This is a genomic window from Lentzea pudingi (assembly GCF_014646255.1).
Lineage (GTDB): Bacteria > Actinomycetota > Actinomycetes > Mycobacteriales > Pseudonocardiaceae > Lentzea > Lentzea pudingi.
The window spans coordinates 565,729-579,536 of the sequence record NZ_BMNC01000004.1; the positions used below are offsets into that span (position 1 = coordinate 565,729).

Sequence of the window (13,808 nt, forward strand, 5' to 3'; positions counted from 1 at the left end):
GGGTGACCGCCCTTCTCAGACGAGGTACTGGTTGAGGTCGCGGGACACGAAACGGCCGTGGCCCGTCGAACCGTGGTACGCGCCGTCCGCGATCACCTTGCGGCCGCGGGAGAACACCGTGTCCACGCGACCGGTGACCTCGAAGCCCTCGTAGGCCGAGTAGTCCACGGCCATGTGGTGGGTCTCCGCGGAGATCGTCTGCGTGGCCTTCGGGTCGTAGATCACGACATCCGCGTCTGCTCCCGGTGCGATCACACCCTTGCGCGGGTACATGCCGAACATCCGCGCGGGAGTCGTGGAGACGATCTCGACCCAGCGTTCGCGGGTGATCTCGCCCTTCACGACGCCCTGGTGCAGCAGGTCGACGCGGTGCTCGACGCCGGGCATGCCGTTGGGGATCTTGGAGAAGTCGCCGACGCCGAGCTGCTTCTGGTCCTTGAAGCAGAACGGGCAGTGGTCGGTGCTCACCACCGAGAGGTCGTTGGTGCGCAGCCCTCGCCACAGCGACGACTGGTGCTCCTTGGGCCGCAACGGAGGCGAGGCCACGTACTTGGCGCCCTCGAAACCGGGCTTGGCCAGGTCCTCCAGCGACAGGTACAGGTACTGCGGGCACGTCTCGGCGAACACGTTCTGGCCCGTGTCGCGTGCTGCCGTCACGGCGTCGAGTGCCTGCGACGCCGACAGGTGCACGATGTACAACGGCGAACCGGTGACCTTTGCGAGCTGGATCGCGCGGGACGTCGCCTCGCCCTCCAGCTCCGGCGGCCGGGTCAGGCCGTGCTGCACCGGGTCGCCCAGCCCCGAGGCGAGCGCCTGCGCGACGAGCTGGTCGATCGCGATGCCGTTCTCCGCGTGCATCATGATCGTGGCACCGGTCTCGCGCGCCTTCTGCATGGCGCGCAGGATCTCGCCGTCCGTCGCGTAGAAGACGCCGGGATACGCCATGAACATCTTGAAGCTGTTCACGCCCGCCGCGATGCACGAGTCCATCTCCTTGAGCGACTCGTCGGTCACGTCGGAGATGATCATGTGGAAGCCGTAGTCGACCGCGCAGTTGCCGTCGGCCTTGCTGTGCCACTTGTCCAGAGTGGACAGCAGACTGCTTCCCTTGGGCTGCACGGCGAAGTCGACGATCGTGGTCGTGCCGCCCCACGCCGCCGCGGTCGTGCCCGTCTCGAACGTGTCGGCGGACTGGGTGCCGCCGAACGGCATCTCCATGTGCGTGTGGGCGTCGATGCCGCCGGGGATGACGTACTTCCCGGCGGCGTCGACCACCTCGTCGGCTTCGACCGAGAACCCCGGCGTCACCAGGGCGGCGATGTGCTCGCCCTGGATGAGCACGTCGGCGGCGTGCGAACCGGTCGCGTTGATGACCAGGCCGTTGCGGATCAGGGTGCTCACGGGGTCACCAGGCCCTCGTAGGTGTCGGGGCGGCGGTCGCGGTAGAACGCCCACGTGTCGCGGACCTCGGTCAGCAGGTCCAGGTCGAGGTCGCGCACCACGAGCTCCTCCTCGGTGTCGGAGGCCGCGTCGCCGACGAGCTGGCCGCGTGGCGAGACGAAGTACGTCTGGCCGTAGAACTCGTTGTCGCCCAACGGTTCCACGCCCACCCGGTTGATCGCGCCGACGAAGTACTCGTTCGCGACGGCCGCGGCGGGCTGCTCGAGCCTCCACAGGTACTCGGACAACGACCTGCTGGTGGCCGACGGGTTGAACACGATCTTCGCGCCCGCGAGGCCGAGGGCACGCCAGCCCTCGGGGAAGTGGCGTTCGTAGCAGATGTACACGCCGATCCGGCCGACCGCGGTGTCGAACACGGGATACCCGAGGTTGCCGGGCTTGAAGTAGAACTTCTCCCAGAAGCCCTTCACCTGCGGGATGTGGTTCTTGCGGTACTTGCCGAGGTACGTGCCGTCCGCGTCGATCACGGCCGCGGTGTTGTAGTAGACGCCCGGCTGTTCCACCTCGTACATCGGCACGATCAGCACGATGTTGTTCTGCGCGGCCACTTCCTGCATCAGCGCGGTCGTCGGGCCGTCCGGGATCGCCTCGGTGTAGGAGTAGTAGTCCGCGTCCTGGATCTGGCAGAAGTACGGGCCGTAGAAGAGTTCCTGGAGGCAGAGCACCTGTGCGCCCTGGGATGCGGCAGCGCGGATGTGCTCGACCGCGTTCGCGATCATCGACTCCTTGTCGCCCGTCCACTTCTGCTGGACGAGCGCCGCCCGGATGATGTTGCTCACCTGGTCGTCTCCTTTGCCGAGTTGTCCTTCAGAGCGAGGAAGACCAGGAAGCCGGCCGCGAAGCCGACGACCCAGTTGTAGTCGTAGAGGGGCTTGAGGAACGGGATCAGCCCGTCCGCCGGGAACGGCCCGCCGTGGGCGCCGCCGACCGCGAGCACCGAGCCCACGAGCGTCGCCACGACGGCGCGCCAGTTCCAGCCGCCGTTGAACCAGTACGCGCCCCTGCCGTCCAGGTACAGGTCGGCGAGCTCCAGCCGGGTTTTCTTGATCACCCAGTACCCGGCGACGAACACGCCGGCCACCGATGCCAGCAGACCGCCGTAGAACCCGAGCCACGCGAAGATGTAGATGTTCGGGTCGGAGATCAGCCGCCACGGCTGGATCACGATGCCGATGACACCGGTGATCAGCCCGCCGACCGCGAACGTGATCTTGCGCGGGAAGGCGTTCGAGAAGTCGTAGGACGGGCTGACGACGTTCGCCGCGAGGTTCGCCGAGATCGTGGCCAGCACCAGCGAGACCAGCGCGATGACCACCAGGAGCGTGTTGTCGAAGCGCGACGCGAGGTCGGCCGGGTCCCAGATGGCCTCGCCGTACAGCGCCTGCGCGCCCGACGTCGTCAGGATCGCCACGATCGCGATGAACGACATCGTGGTCGGCAGACCCAGGATCTGCCCGGTGACCTGCTTCTTCTGCGACCCGCCGAACCGCGTGAAGTCCGGCATGTTCAGCGAGAGCGTCGACCAGAACGCGATCATGCCCATCAGCGCCGGGAAGAAGACCTTCCAGAAGTCCGGTCCCCAGCCGAGCTTGCTGGGACTGTCGAGGATCGGGCCGAAGCCGCCCGCCTTCACCAGCACGTAGCCCAGCAGGATCAGGAACCCGATGCTGACGAGCGGTGCCGTCCAGTTCTCGAACCGCCGGATCGCCTCTATGCCGCGCCAGATGACGAGCATCTGCACGATCCAGAAACCGAAGAAGCACAACCACAACGTCCACGGCTGGCCGCCGATCGACGACGCCTTGGTCCACCCGTCACCGGTCAGCCGCCCGATGATCACGTGCAGCGCCTTGCCACCGACCCACGTCTGGATGCCGAACCAGGCGCACGCGATGAACGCGCGCAGCAACGCCACCAGGTTCGCGCCGCGGATGCCGTAGAAGGCGCGGGCGAACACGGGGAACGGGATGCCGTACTTCGTGCCCGCGTGACTGTTGAGCAGCATGGGGACGAGCACGATCAGGTTGCCGAGCGTGATCGTCAGGAACGCCTGCACCCAGTCCATGCCGATCGCGATCAACGACGCCGCGAGCGTGTAACTGGGGATGTTGTGCGCCATGCCCATCCACAGCGCGAAGAAGTTGTACGTCGACCATGTCCGCTTCTCGACGGGCACGGGTGCGAGTTCGGGGTTGAAGAACCTGCTGTCCCTGATGGGACCTGTGTCGCTCAGTTCGACGCGACCATCAGGTGTGACCTGGGGCGGTGAGGACTCGACTGCCATCGTTCAACCCCCTGTTACGCTGCTGAAACAACGCCAACCCGGTCGGATTCCATCCCGGAATCCTGGGTCCGCCGCTGCAGGTCTGGCAGTGTCAGAGTGTCCACTCTTGTCATGATCGGCGCACATTGTGTTCCACTGGCGTGCATGGGGATGTCACGGCGGGCCTTGCTGGTGGCGGGCGCGGGCCTGGTGGGAGCGGCGGGAACGTGCGGAGCGCTGACCCCGCGCGGCCGTCGCCTGCTCGGCTGGACGGGCCCCGACGGCGTGGTGCCGTCCGTGGAACCCGTACCCGTTCAGCCCATGCCGTGGGGCGCGTGGATGGGTGAGGCCGGCCCGGTGGTGCTCGTGCTGCACGGCCGCGGCGGCAGCGTGTCGTGGTGGGAGGAGCTGGGACTGCCAAGGTTCCTGAACGGGCACGGCTTCCGGTGCGCGGTCGTCAACGGCGGCGACGACTACTGGGTGGACCTCGACCCGCCGGTGCCGTTCGAGGCCGCGCTGGGGGTGTCGATGGGCGGGTTCGGTGTGCTGGACCTCGCGTCGCGGCGGTCGTTGAAGGCCGTGGCGGCGGTCAGCCCTGCTTTGTTCCCCTCGTGGGAGGACGCCGAGCGGATCGACGGGTTCGCGTCGCGCGAGGTGTGGGAGACGCAGGAACCGTTGCGGCACACGGCGACCATCAAGTCACCGGTCGGCGTGTGGTGCGGGCGGGAGGACCCGTTCCACGATGCCGCGCGGGACTTCGCGGAGTCGGTGGGTGCGGTGGGTTCGTTCGACCACGGCGAACACGACGCCGGTTATTGGCGGCGGGTGCTGCCGGAGGCGTTGGGGTTCATCGGGCAGCGACTTTGAGCCGCACCACGGCCGTGCCCGCCTTGCGGTCGTGCCACGTCCGCGTGCCGCGCAGGTCGAGCGCCTCCACCACGGACAGCACCAGCAGCACGAACCCGCCCACCAGCAGGAACGAGCCCGCCGACGCGGCCCCGATGTGCTCGCCGACGACCACCCACGGCTGCTGCCAGCCGAGGCCCGCCATCAGCGCGGGCTCCCGCCAGCCCAGACCGGTCAGCACGAGCACCACGCCCACACCGGGCAGCGCGGTCGTGACGAGCGTGCGCGCCAGCACCCGTCTGAGGCTCAGGCCGGACGCCGGGCCCACGACCCGCAGCCCCGTGAGGGCCTTGCCGAGGGTGTTCAGCCGGAGCAGCAGAGCGTCGTACACCGCCGCGCAGAGCACCACCAGCACGGGTTCGTGGACCAGCGGCCACGCCACGACCAGCACCAGCAGCCAGTCGAGCACACGGGCGATCAGCCGACGAACGAGCATGATTCACGCTAAGCGGAGGAAGTCCGCCATAAGTGGTCAGTTCATGGCCAGTTGACGGGCGAACTCCGCGACCCACCTGCCGTTGTCGCGCCTGGTCGAACGCGAGGTCAGGCCGTCACCCGCGAACGCCTCGACCTCGGCGGGCGTGAGGGGCCACGGCGGCCCGTCCGGCTCGGGGCCCTCGTCCCGCGCCACGGCGAGGACCAGCAGCGTCGAGCCGGTCAGCGACGAGACCCGCCCGGCCGCCTCGGCGTGCAGGGCGACGGGCAGCGCCTGCAGCGTCATGTTCTCGACGACGAGGTCGAACGCGCGGTGCCACTCGGCGGGCGGGTCCAGCAGGTCGGCGACCACGTAGGTGACCCGGGACCGCGGGAAGCGCTGCTGAACGGCCTTGACCGCGGTGGGGGAGATGTCGAACGCGGTCACGTCGTATCCCAGCGAGGCCAGGAACTCCGCGTCACGGCCGTAGCCGCAGCCCACGACCAGCGCGCGCCGGCCGGTGCCGTCGACGCCTTCCGCCCATTCGACAAGGTGGGGCTGGGGGTGCGGGACGTCCCAGGGGACGGAGGCCGTGCCGGCCTCGGCCTCCGCGTAGAGGTCTTCGAACCAGCCGGTCGGGTTGGCGGCCTGCAGGCGTCGGTCGTCGGGGAGCATGCCCCACTTCTACCGAACTCGTCGGTGTCGTGCGATCGAGTATGCGGGCAGGAGCACCTCCGCGGTCAGCCGCGAGTCCGAATGGGACAGTGCCAATCGGACCTCCTCCAGGCAAAGAACGAGCCGGCACAACGATCTCACCTGATAGAGGCGGCGGACTTCGTCCGGTGTGTACCGACGGTGACCGGACAACGTGCGTTCGGAAGCGGTGATCAGTCCGATTTTGTCGTGGTGGTGCACCGTGCGGACCGTCAGTCCGCTCGCTTTGGCCAGGTCACCAATGCTCCAGCGGGTCACGTCACGACCGCAGGACCTCCCACTGCGTCAGGTTCAAGCCCTAAACACCCGATCGAGCGGGTTAATCCGCGAACCGAACGCGCCGATGTAATCGAAGATCGGTCCCCAAAAACCAGATTGAGGAAAACTGTGTCTCGTTCCGGACTGTTCCGCGCCGCCGCCCTGCTCGCCGCCAGCGCTGCCCCGCTCCTCGCGGGTTCCGCCAGCGCCGCCGAGCTCCCCCAGCTGGGCACCGGTCTCCCCGACGTCGGTGCGGACAAGCTGGTCTCCAACGCCACCCAGCTCGCCGGCCCGCTCGGGGCGGTCAACCCGGTGCAGATGCCGCAGGTCGACGCGCCCGTGCCCTCCGAGCTGCCGGTTGCCCCCCTTCCGGCGGTTCCGGACGTGCAGGAGCGTTCGGTGCAGCACCCGATCGCGGTCACGGCCAGCGATGTCGCCGGGCTGCCGAACCCGCGCGACCTGCCGGGCACCGCGAGCCTCGGCAACCTGCCGTCGCCGTCGCTGTCCGACCTGCCGACCAATGGCGTCGTGCCGAACCCGTCCGTTCTCTCGGGTGTCCACCCGACGATCAACGGCTGAGTTCACACGTCGAAAATGGGCCCGTGCGCGCTCACGGGCCCATTTCGTGTACCAGCAGGGCGACGTACAGCGACAGCACGGACTCCGGGTCCTCCAGCGAGACGCCGAGCACCTGCTCGATCCGCCCCAGCTGCTGGTAGTAGGCAGTGCGCGAGAGGTGGGCCGCCGCGGCCGCCGCCGACTTGTTGCCGCCGTTCTCGCACAGGCACCGCAGCAGTTCGACCAGCCGGGAGCCCTGCGCCAAGTCCCGCGCCAGCAACGGCCCGAGCTCGCGGTCCGCGAACGCCCGCACCCGTTCGTCCTCGCGCAGCAGGTGCAGCAGCCCGCGCAGCCGCACGTCGTCGAGCCGGTGGTAGAGCTGGGATCCCGGTGCCCGCAACGCCGCCCCGGCCACGTGCGCGGCCTCGCCGAGCGAGCGCCGAACGTCCGTTGTGGACGTCACGGTCGTGCCGACGGCGATCACCACGGGGGACGCCGCCGTCCGGTGGACCTCGCGTGCGACCTTGCGCAGAACCCCTTCCACACCGACGGTCATCGGCACCGAGAGCAGTGCACGGACCGAGGTGTCGTCCACGACGCCGACCAGCGCCGCGACCGTGACCCGCCGTGCGGCCAGTGCGGTCGCCTCGGCGAGATCCCGCAGAACCTCCTGCGTGGCAAGCGTTTGCCCCTGCAGCACCGACACCGGCCGGATCGCCACGCCGATCAGCTGCCGTCTTTCCAGCGGCACCCCCAGCGCCGCCGCCCGCGCGCCCAGGTCCGGTGACTGCGGCGACTGCCCGAGCAGCTGGGCCAGCAACGTCCGGTGCGTTTGCCGTTCCAGCGACTCCCGGTCGCGCGCCACGAGCCGATGCACGGCCAATGCCGACGCGGCGCGTTCGGCCACCACGACGTGCCGGTGCGGTGGTGGCTCGGGCGAGACCAGCACGAGCCGGCCCCAGTCCGCACCGCGCGCCCCGACGATCGTGATCAACCAGCCGGACGCCGTGTCGTAGGCGGTCCGCTCGGACACCGTGACCGCGCGGGAGCGCGCCGCCCAGTCGTCCAGGAGCGCCGCGGGATCGTGCCCGGCCGCGTCGTAGGCGAGCACGTCGTGGCCGAGCGTCTCCAGCACGACCGCCAGCCCGGACGTCCGTGCCACCTCGCGCAGCACCTCGGACGGTTCGGCGCCCGCGACCGTGAGCGCCGTGAACGTCTCGTGCACCTGCTCGGCGGCCCGCAGCTCCGCGAGCTGGGCCTCCACGATCAGCCCCACGACCGCTTCCGTCACGGCGACGTACCTGGTCTCCTCGGTGAGCGTGACCAGCGGCAACCCGTGCCGTTCCGCCTCGGTGACCAGCGCGGCCGGCACGTCGTCGCGCCACCGCCGGCCGAGCTCGACGATCAACCCGGCACAGCCCACGGCGGCCAGTTCCTCGACGTAGCGGCCGAGGCCGGACTCGGGCAGCATCACGCCGGTCGTGAGCACCAGTTCGCCACCGCGCAGCAACGGCGCGATGTCTGCGATCTCCGCCACATGCACCCATCGCACGCGTCGTGACAGGCCGGCGGACCCGGCCACCAGTCGCGGCTTTCCCTGCCGGATGACCGGCAGAGCGACGACTTCGGCGACCGTCGGGTACATGGACACAACGTAATGCCAACCAGCCGATCCGGGTACAGGTTGTGCATGGCGGCGAACCCCGGGCCCCAGCAGACTCCGAAGGGAGGCGGAGACCCCCTGGAGGACGTGATGGCCCACAAGGAGCTTCTGGCACGACACCGCGCGGTGATGCCGAAGTGGCTGGCCCTCTACTACGACGAGCCCATCGAGATCGCGAGCGCCGGCGGGCGCCGGGTGACCGACCGCGAGGGCACGACCTACCTGGACTTCTTCGCGGGCATCCTGACCAACGCCATCGGCTACGACGTCGCGGAGATCAGCGACGCGATCCGGAGGCAGGTCGACACGGGCGTGTTCCACAGCTCGACGCTGTACCTGATCAAGAACCAGATCGAGCTCGCCGAGAAGGTCGCCGAGCTGTCCGGCATCCCGGACGCCAAGGTCTTCTTCACCAACTCCGGCACCGAGGCCAACGAGACCGCGCTGATGCTCGCCACCCAGGCGCGCCGCAGCGAGCAGGTCCTGGCTCTGCGCAACAGCTACCACGGCCGTGCGTTCGCCACGATCGCCATCACGGGCAACCGCGGCTGGTCGGCGTCCGCGCTGTCGCCGATCAAGGTCAGCTGGGTGCACGGCGGCTACCGCTACCGCGGCCCGTTCAAGGCGCTCAACGACAAGGACTACATCAAGGCGTGCGTCGAGGACCTGCGCGAGGTCATCGAGGTCACCACGTCCGGCGACGTCGCGTGCATGATCGTCGAGCCTATCCAGGGCGTCGGCGGCTTCACCTCGCCGCCCGACGGCCTGTTCCGCGCGTTCAAGGACGTGCTGGACGAGTACGGCATCCTCTTCATCTCCGACGAGGTGCAGACCGGCTGGGGCCGCACCGGCGAGCACTTCTGGGGGATCCAGGCGCACGACGTGGTGCCGGACGCGATGACGTTCGCCAAGGGCCTGGGCAACGGCCTGGCGATCGGCGGCGTGGTGGCGCGCGGCGACCTGATGGACACGATCAACGCGAACTCGATCTCGACGTTCGGCGGCAACCCGATCTCCACGGCCGGCGCGCTCGCCACCCTCGACTACCTGCTCGGCCACGACCTGCAGGCCAACGCGGCCAAGCTCGGTTCGCGACTGCTCGGGGGCCTGCGCGAACTCGCCGAGAAGCACCCGGTGATCGGGGACGTGCGCGGCAAGGGCCTGATGGTCGGCGTCGAGTTCGTCGGTCCGGAGGGCGAGCCGAACGCCGGTGCCGCGGCCACGGTGCTGGCCGAGTCGAAGGCGGGCGGGCTGCTCGTCGGCAAGGGCGGCCTGTACGGCAACGTGATCCGGCTGGCCCCGCCGATGACCGTCACCGCGGACGAGGTGGAGGAGGCGCTGGGCATTCTGGCGCAGGCGGTGGAGCGGGCGTGATCAGGCACTGGATCAACGGCAAGCCGTGGGAGTCGGCTTCCGGGCGTCGTGGTGACGTCTACGACCCGACGACGGGCAAGGTCGCGCAGCAGGTCGCCTTCGCCTCGGTGTCCGAAGTGGACGCCGCTGTCTCCGCCGCCGCGGAAGCGTTTGCGTCCTGGCGCAACGCGTCCCTCGCCCAGCGCTCGACGGTGCTGTTCAAGTTCCGCGAGCTGTTCAACGCACGCAAGGACGACCTCGCGCGGATCGTCTCGGCGGAGCACGGCAAGGTCGTGTCCGACGCGGGCGGCGAGATCCAGCGCGCGCTGGAGTCCGTCGAGTACGCGTGCGGCATCCCGACGCTGCTCAAGGGCGGCTTCAGCGAGAACGCGTCGACCCGCGTCGACGTCTACTCGATCCAGCAGCCGGTCGGCGTGGTCGGCGTGATCTCGCCGTTCAACTTCCCGGCCATGGTCCCGCTCTGGTTCGTGCCCACCGCAATCGCTTGCGGTAACACCGTGGTGCTGAAACCGTCCGAAAAGGACCCGTCGGCGTCGAACTTCATCGCCGAGCTGTTCGCCGAGGCCGGACTCCCGGACGGCGTCCTGAACGTCGTGCACGGCGACAAGGTCGCTGTCGACCGGCTACTCGAACACCCGGCGGTGAAAGCGATCTCGTTCGTCGGCTCCACCCCGATCGCCCGCTACGTCTACGAGACCGGCACCGCGCACGGCAAGCGCGTGCAGGCGCTCGGCGGCGCCAAGAACCACATGGTCGTCCTGCCCGACGCCGACCTGGACCTGGCCGCGGACGCCGCGGTGTCCGCCGGTTTCGGCTCGGCGGGCGAGCGGTGCATGGCGATCTCGGTCGTCGTCGCGGTCGGCGAGGCCGGTGACCCGCTGGTCGACCGGATCAAGTCGCGGATCGCCGACGTGAAGGTCGGTTCGGGTTCCTCCTGCGAGATGGGACCGCTCGTCACCGGCGTGCACCGGGACAAGGTCACGTCCTATTTGGACGCGGGTGTGGCAGCAGGAGCTGTGCTCGCGGTCGACGGCCGTGACCACCCGATCGACGGCGACGACGGCGGGTTCTGGCTCGGCCCGACGCTCTTCGACCACGTCGGCACGGACATGACGATCTACACCGACGAGATCTTCGGCCCGGTCCTCTCGGTCGTCCGCTGTGCCACGTACGAGGAGGCCGTGGAGATGGTGAACTCGAACCGGTACGGCAACGGCACCGCGATCTTCACCAACGACGGGGGCGCGGCCCGCCGGTTCCAGAACGAGATCGAGGTCGGCATGGTCGGCGTGAACGTGCCGATCCCCGTGCCGGTGGCCTACTACTCGTTCGGCGGGTGGAAGGAATCGCTGTTCGGCGACTCGCATGCGTACGGGCCGCACGGCGTGCACTTCTTCACGCGCTCGAAGGTCGTCACGTCGCGCTGGCTCGACCCGTCGCACGGTGGCGTGAACCTGGGGTTCCCGCAGAACACCTAGGGACCTGCGCACTCATCGGTCCGTCTTCGCAGGCGAGGATGGACCGATGAGTTTTGTCGAGAGGGTCCAGCGGGCGCACCGGCTGACCGAGGAGCTCAACCTGCTGCGGTACGCCGACCAGGAGGCGATCCGCGCGGCGTGGAGCGAGCTCACCGGCCAGGTGATCGACGAGAAGTTCCACCTCATCCCGCCCGTGTACTCCGACCACGGCGTCAACATCCGGGTCGGGCGCAACGTCTTCGTCAACCAGGGCTGCCGCTTCAACGACATCGGCGGGATCGAGATCGGCGACGACGTGATGTTCGGCCCGAACGTCAGCCTCATCAGCTCCGGCCACCCGCTCGAGCCGGACCGGCGCCGCACCGGCATCACCGCGGCGCCGATCCGGATCGGGCGCAACGTCTGGATCGGCGCCTCCGCGTTGGTGCTGCAGGGCGTGACGGTCGGCGAGGACGCCGTCGTCGCCGCCGGAGCCGTGGTCACCCGCGACGTCCCCGCGCGCACCCTCGTGGGCGGCGTGCCGGCCGTGGTCCTGAAGGAGGTCGGCTGAGTCACCTCCCCGCGCGGGCCGCCAGCGCCTCCGGCAGCGGGTCGTAACGCGAGAAGCGGCGCGTGAACGTGCCCGTGCCCGACGTCAGCGACCGCAGCTCGATCGCGTACCGCAGCAGCTCCGACGACGGCACCTCGGCGCGGATCACCGTGCGCCCGCCCTCGTCCGACTCGGTCCCGAGCACCCGTCCGCGCCGTCCGGACAGGTCGCCCAGCACCGTGCCCAGGTGCTCGTCGGGCAGCCGGATCGAGACCTCGTCCATCGGTTCCAGCAGCTGGGTGCGCGCGGCGGACGCGGCCTCCTTCAACGCGAGCGCGCCGGCCGTCTGGAATGCCGCGTCCGACGAGTCGACCGAGTGCGCCTTGCCGTCCACGAGCGTCACGCGGACGTCCACCACGGGCGTGCCGTCGTTGAGGCCGCGTTCCAGCTGGGCGCGGACGCCCTTCTCCACGGACGGGATGAACTGGTGGGGGATCGAGCCGCCGACGATCTTGTCCACGAACTCGAAGCCGGAGCCGCGGGGGAGCGGTTCGACGACGATGTCGCACACCGCGTACTGGCCGTGACCTCCGGATTGCTTGACGTGCCGGCCGTGGCCCTTCGCCGGTCCGGCGAAGGTTTCGCGGAACGGCACGCGCACCGGTTCGGTGTCGATCTCCGCGCCGCCGGCCCGCAGGCGGGCCAGCACGACGTCGGCGTGTGCCTCGCCCATGCACCACAGGACCATCTGGTGGGTCTCGGCGTTGCGGTCCAGGCGCAGCGTCGGGTCGCTCGCGACCAGGCGGTTCATGTTGCGGGCCAGGTTGTCCTCGTCGCTGCGTGTGCGGGGCACGACGGCGATGGGCAGCAACGGTTCCGGCATGTCCCACGGCGCCATGAGCAGCGGCTGCTCGGGCGCGGACACGGTGTCACCGGTCTCGGCGGTGGTGAGCTTGGTGAGGGCGCACAGGTCGCCGGCCACGCAGTACGGCACCTCGCGCAGGGTCGAGCCCAGCGGCGAGTAGATGTGGGCGACGCGTTCGTCGGCGTCGTGGTCCTCGTGGCCGCGGTCGGCCATGCCGTGCCCGGAGACGTGCACGGGGCGTTCGGGGCGCAGGGTGCCGGAGAAGACGCGGACCAGCGACACGCGGCCGACGTAGGAGTCCACGGCGGTGCGGACCACCTCGGCGACGAGTGGCCCGTCCGGGTCGGCGGCCATGCGGGGCTGCGGGATGCCCTCGACGGACGTCACGTCGGGAACCTGGTGCTCCAGCGGTGACGGGAACGCACGCGCGATGCCGTCCATCAGTTCCACCAGGCCCATGCCGGTCGCCGCGCACACGGGCATCACGGGGTGGAACGAGCCGCGCGAGACGGCGGTCTCCAGGTCGGCGATCAGGGTGTCCTGGTCGATGTCCTCACCGGACAGGTAGCGGTCCATGAGGGTCTCGTCCTCGCTCTCGGCGATGATCCCCTCGATCAACGCCGCGCGCTCGTCCGGGTAGTTCTCACCGGACGTGAGCAGTCCGACGAGAGAGTCGCCCTCCTGCATGTACAACGGCACGACGCCCGCGCCGAACGCCGCCTGGCACTCGATGACCTCGTTGCCGAAGTTCGCACGGTGGTGGTCGGTGCGTGTGATGACCACGGCGCGAGGCATGCCGACCAGAGCGCACTCCCCCCACAACGCGATGGTGGCCGCGTCGACGCCCTCGAAAGCGTTGACAACAAAAAGGGCCGCGTCCGCGGCCCGTAAACCTGCCCTGAGCTCACCCACGAAGTCGACGTAGCCGGGGGTGTCGATCAGGTTGATCTTGATGTCCCCGTGCTGGATCGGGGCCACCGCTAGGCCGACCGATCGTTGTTGTCGCACGGCGGCCGGGTCGTGGTCGCAGACCGTGGTGCCCTCGGTGACCGATCCCGCGCGGGTCAGGACACCGGTGGCGGCGAGCAGGGCCTCGGTGAGCGTCGTCTTGCCCGCGCCGGACGGGCCCACGAGCACGACGTTGCGGACCTTGGCCGGGTCGTCCACAGCGACCGCGCCTGCCGATGTGCCGTTGTCGGAGTGCTTGCTTCCCATGGCGACCTCCGTCAAGTCGTAGTGTTCGATCTCACACCCGTTGCCGTTCCGGGACAACCCCGCAGACCCGACTGGTCGCCCACCGGCGTTTCACACCCGTGTGAGTGAG

At 69.4% G+C, this 13,808-nt stretch carries 13 protein-coding genes; 5 read left to right on the forward strand and 8 right to left on the reverse strand.

Annotated features, from left to right (window positions below; genetic code table 11):
* Window positions 1-15: 15 nt before the first annotated feature.
* From hydA to IEY88_RS18095, 3 genes are read right to left on the reverse strand one after another with little or no spacing between them, the layout of a single operon-like run.
* On the reverse strand, window positions 16-1,401 hold the full coding sequence (hydA, locus tag IEY88_RS18085) for a dihydropyrimidinase (protein ID WP_189155904.1): 1,386 nt from the start codon (window positions 1,399-1,401) through the stop codon (window positions 16-18).
* Window positions 1,398-2,240: a nitrilase-related carbon-nitrogen hydrolase gene (locus tag IEY88_RS18090; RefSeq protein ID WP_189155905.1), complete on the reverse strand. Its 843-nt coding sequence runs from the start codon at window positions 2,238-2,240 to the stop codon at window positions 1,398-1,400. Before IEY88_RS18090 ends, hydA begins: the two co-directional genes overlap by 4 nt.
* Window positions 2,237-3,745: an NCS1 family nucleobase:cation symporter-1 gene (locus IEY88_RS18095; protein ID WP_189155906.1), complete on the reverse strand. Its 1,509-nt coding sequence runs from the start codon at window positions 3,743-3,745 to the stop codon at window positions 2,237-2,239. The genes IEY88_RS18090 and IEY88_RS18095 overlap by 4 nt, the downstream gene beginning before the upstream one ends.
* 144 nt (window positions 3,746-3,889) lie before the next feature.
* Between IEY88_RS18095 and IEY88_RS18100 the strand changes: the two genes are divergently transcribed.
* Complete coding sequence (locus IEY88_RS18100) at window positions 3,890-4,591, forward strand: alpha/beta hydrolase (protein WP_189155907.1); 702 nt, start codon at window positions 3,890-3,892, stop codon at window positions 4,589-4,591.
* Here the strand turns inward: IEY88_RS18100 and IEY88_RS18105 are convergent.
* The 3 genes from IEY88_RS18105 to IEY88_RS18115 are packed head-to-tail and all read right to left on the reverse strand — an operon-like array spanning window position 4,572 to window position 6,017.
* Window positions 4,572-5,066: an RDD family protein gene (locus tag IEY88_RS18105; RefSeq protein ID WP_189155908.1), complete on the reverse strand. Its 495-nt coding sequence runs from the start codon at window positions 5,064-5,066 to the stop codon at window positions 4,572-4,574. The genes IEY88_RS18100 and IEY88_RS18105 overlap by 20 nt on opposite strands.
* 36 nt (window positions 5,067-5,102) lie before the next feature.
* The gene (locus tag IEY88_RS18110; RefSeq protein ID WP_189155909.1) at window positions 5,103-5,720 is read right to left on the reverse strand and encodes a class I SAM-dependent methyltransferase; all 618 of its coding nucleotides are present in this window, start codon (window positions 5,718-5,720) and stop codon (window positions 5,103-5,105) included.
* A gap of 9 nt (window positions 5,721-5,729) precedes the next feature.
* On the reverse strand, window positions 5,730-6,017 hold the full coding sequence (locus IEY88_RS18115; protein WP_189155910.1) for a MerR family DNA-binding transcriptional regulator: 288 nt from the start codon (window positions 6,015-6,017) through the stop codon (window positions 5,730-5,732).
* 129 nt (window positions 6,018-6,146) lie between these two features.
* Here IEY88_RS18115 and IEY88_RS18120 point away from each other — a divergent pair, with 129 nt between their 5' ends.
* Window positions 6,147-6,596, forward strand: a complete 450-nt coding sequence (locus IEY88_RS18120) for a hypothetical protein (RefSeq protein WP_189155911.1) — start codon at window positions 6,147-6,149, stop codon at window positions 6,594-6,596.
* A 31-nt stretch (window positions 6,597-6,627) separates the two neighbouring features.
* On the opposite strand, the gene IEY88_RS18125 is transcribed toward IEY88_RS18120, so the two are convergent.
* Window positions 6,628-8,220 carry a PucR family transcriptional regulator gene (locus tag IEY88_RS18125; protein WP_189155912.1) on the reverse strand — a complete coding sequence of 531 codons (1,593 nt, stop codon included), beginning with the start codon at window positions 8,218-8,220 and terminating at the stop codon, window positions 6,628-6,630.
* Window positions 8,221-8,328: 108 nt separating this feature from the next.
* Between IEY88_RS18125 and IEY88_RS18130 the strand changes: the two genes are divergently transcribed.
* From IEY88_RS18130 to IEY88_RS18140, 3 genes are read left to right on the forward strand one after another with little or no spacing between them, the layout of a single operon-like run.
* On the forward strand, window positions 8,329-9,612 hold the full coding sequence (locus tag IEY88_RS18130; protein WP_189155913.1) for an aspartate aminotransferase family protein: 1,284 nt from the start codon (window positions 8,329-8,331) through the stop codon (window positions 9,610-9,612).
* Complete coding sequence (locus IEY88_RS18135) at window positions 9,609-11,090, forward strand: CoA-acylating methylmalonate-semialdehyde dehydrogenase (protein WP_189155914.1); 1,482 nt, start codon at window positions 9,609-9,611, stop codon at window positions 11,088-11,090. The genes IEY88_RS18130 and IEY88_RS18135 overlap by 4 nt, the downstream gene beginning before the upstream one ends.
* A gap of 46 nt (window positions 11,091-11,136) precedes the next feature.
* Window positions 11,137-11,640 (forward strand): DapH/DapD/GlmU-related protein, encoded by a 504-nt coding sequence (locus tag IEY88_RS18140; protein ID WP_189155915.1) that lies wholly within the window; start codon window positions 11,137-11,139, stop codon window positions 11,638-11,640.
* Window position 11,641: 1 nt separating this feature from the next.
* Here IEY88_RS18140 and IEY88_RS18145 read toward each other — a convergent pair whose 3' ends face one another.
* Window positions 11,642-13,699 (reverse strand): elongation factor G-like protein EF-G2, encoded by a 2,058-nt coding sequence (locus tag IEY88_RS18145; protein ID WP_189155916.1) that lies wholly within the window; start codon window positions 13,697-13,699, stop codon window positions 11,642-11,644.
* Between the last annotated feature and the right edge of the window lie 109 nt (window positions 13,700-13,808).